Genomic DNA, 1,174 nt, shown 5'->3' on the forward strand with positions numbered 1-1,174 from the left:
ACGGGCTGACGGGCTGACGGGCTGACGGGCTGACGGGCTGACGGGCTGACGGGCTGACGGGCTGACGGGCTGACGGGCTGACGTTGGCCGGCGTGGCACCGTCTGGCCAGTTTTGGCTGGCGGCTCAGTCGGCCTGTGCTGTGTCGCTGGGTGGGAGGGCGGTGACGAGCCGCAGGGAGCCATGGAATTCGGGCTGGTGTCGTAACGCACCGTAGTGGCGATCCCAGGTGCCTGACTCGAGGTCGTGGCGCAGTCGGGCGACCGCGCGTTCGGCGATGTCGGCGTCGACGAAGCCCCACACGGACTGGGAGCGGCGCACCGCCGGGTCGAGGAACGCCTCCGGGCGGGCGTAGTACGCCTCGGTGAACCCGTCCACGCAGTCGATCGGCACCGGGACCGGGGTCACCGTGCTCGCGCCGCCGAGGACGGCACGGATGTGCCCGATGGCCGGGTAGCGTGGCCGGTCGGCCGCGATGAGCTGCGGAATGTAGTCAGCCAGCCAGAACTGGTCGAGGGTGTCGCCGTCGAAGGTGAGCACGACGACCGGTCCGCGGCTGACCCGGCGCATCTCCCGCAGCCCGCGGTCGGGGTCGGCCCACTGGTGGACCGTCACGGTGGCCATGGCCGCGTCGACGCTGCCGTCGTCGAACGGCAGTTCCTCGGCGGTCGCGTCGATCGCGGGGGCAAGGTGACGCGGCCGTTGGGAGCGCATCGCCGCGGACGGCTCGACCGCGACGACGTGGCGGTCAGCCGGTTCGTAGGAGCCCGCGCCGGCGCCCACGTTGAGCACGGTCCGGGCATCGCCGAGCGCAGCATGGATCAGGGCCGCGATACGCGGATCGGTACGGCGCCGCCGAGCGTAGCCGTCACCGTGCGCCTCATAGTCAAAATCCCCTGCACCCCCCGCAGCCCGAGTACTCCCACCAGAATCTCCCGCCACGTCGCCCCCACCCACGAGCCCGATCACACATCCTGACCTGATCAGGATATTGAGATCGAGGGAGCAGCCACTCACGCACGTGCTGTCATGATCCCTTTTCCCTCGCCGGTCAAGGAGTGGCGGGAAAAGGAAGCCTGGGGAAAGGGAGGGGGCTGCGCCGGCGTCGGCTTCGGCTTCGACGCCTCGAGACCGAGGCGGTCACAGTAACGAGAGAGCAAGTGGCTGCTACAGCAG

General features: G+C 70.0%; 1 protein-coding gene. It reads right to left on the reverse strand.

Annotated features, from left to right (window positions below; genetic code table 11):
- Window positions 1–124 precede the first annotated feature (124 nt).
- Window positions 125–967: a class I SAM-dependent methyltransferase gene (locus tag AC5LSR_RS21445; protein ID WP_250290747.1), complete on the reverse strand. Its 843-nt coding sequence runs from the start codon at window positions 965–967 to the stop codon at window positions 125–127.
- Window positions 968–1,174 lie beyond the last annotated feature (207 nt).

The organism is Protofrankia sp. CiP1_Cm_nod4, assembly GCF_982290645.1.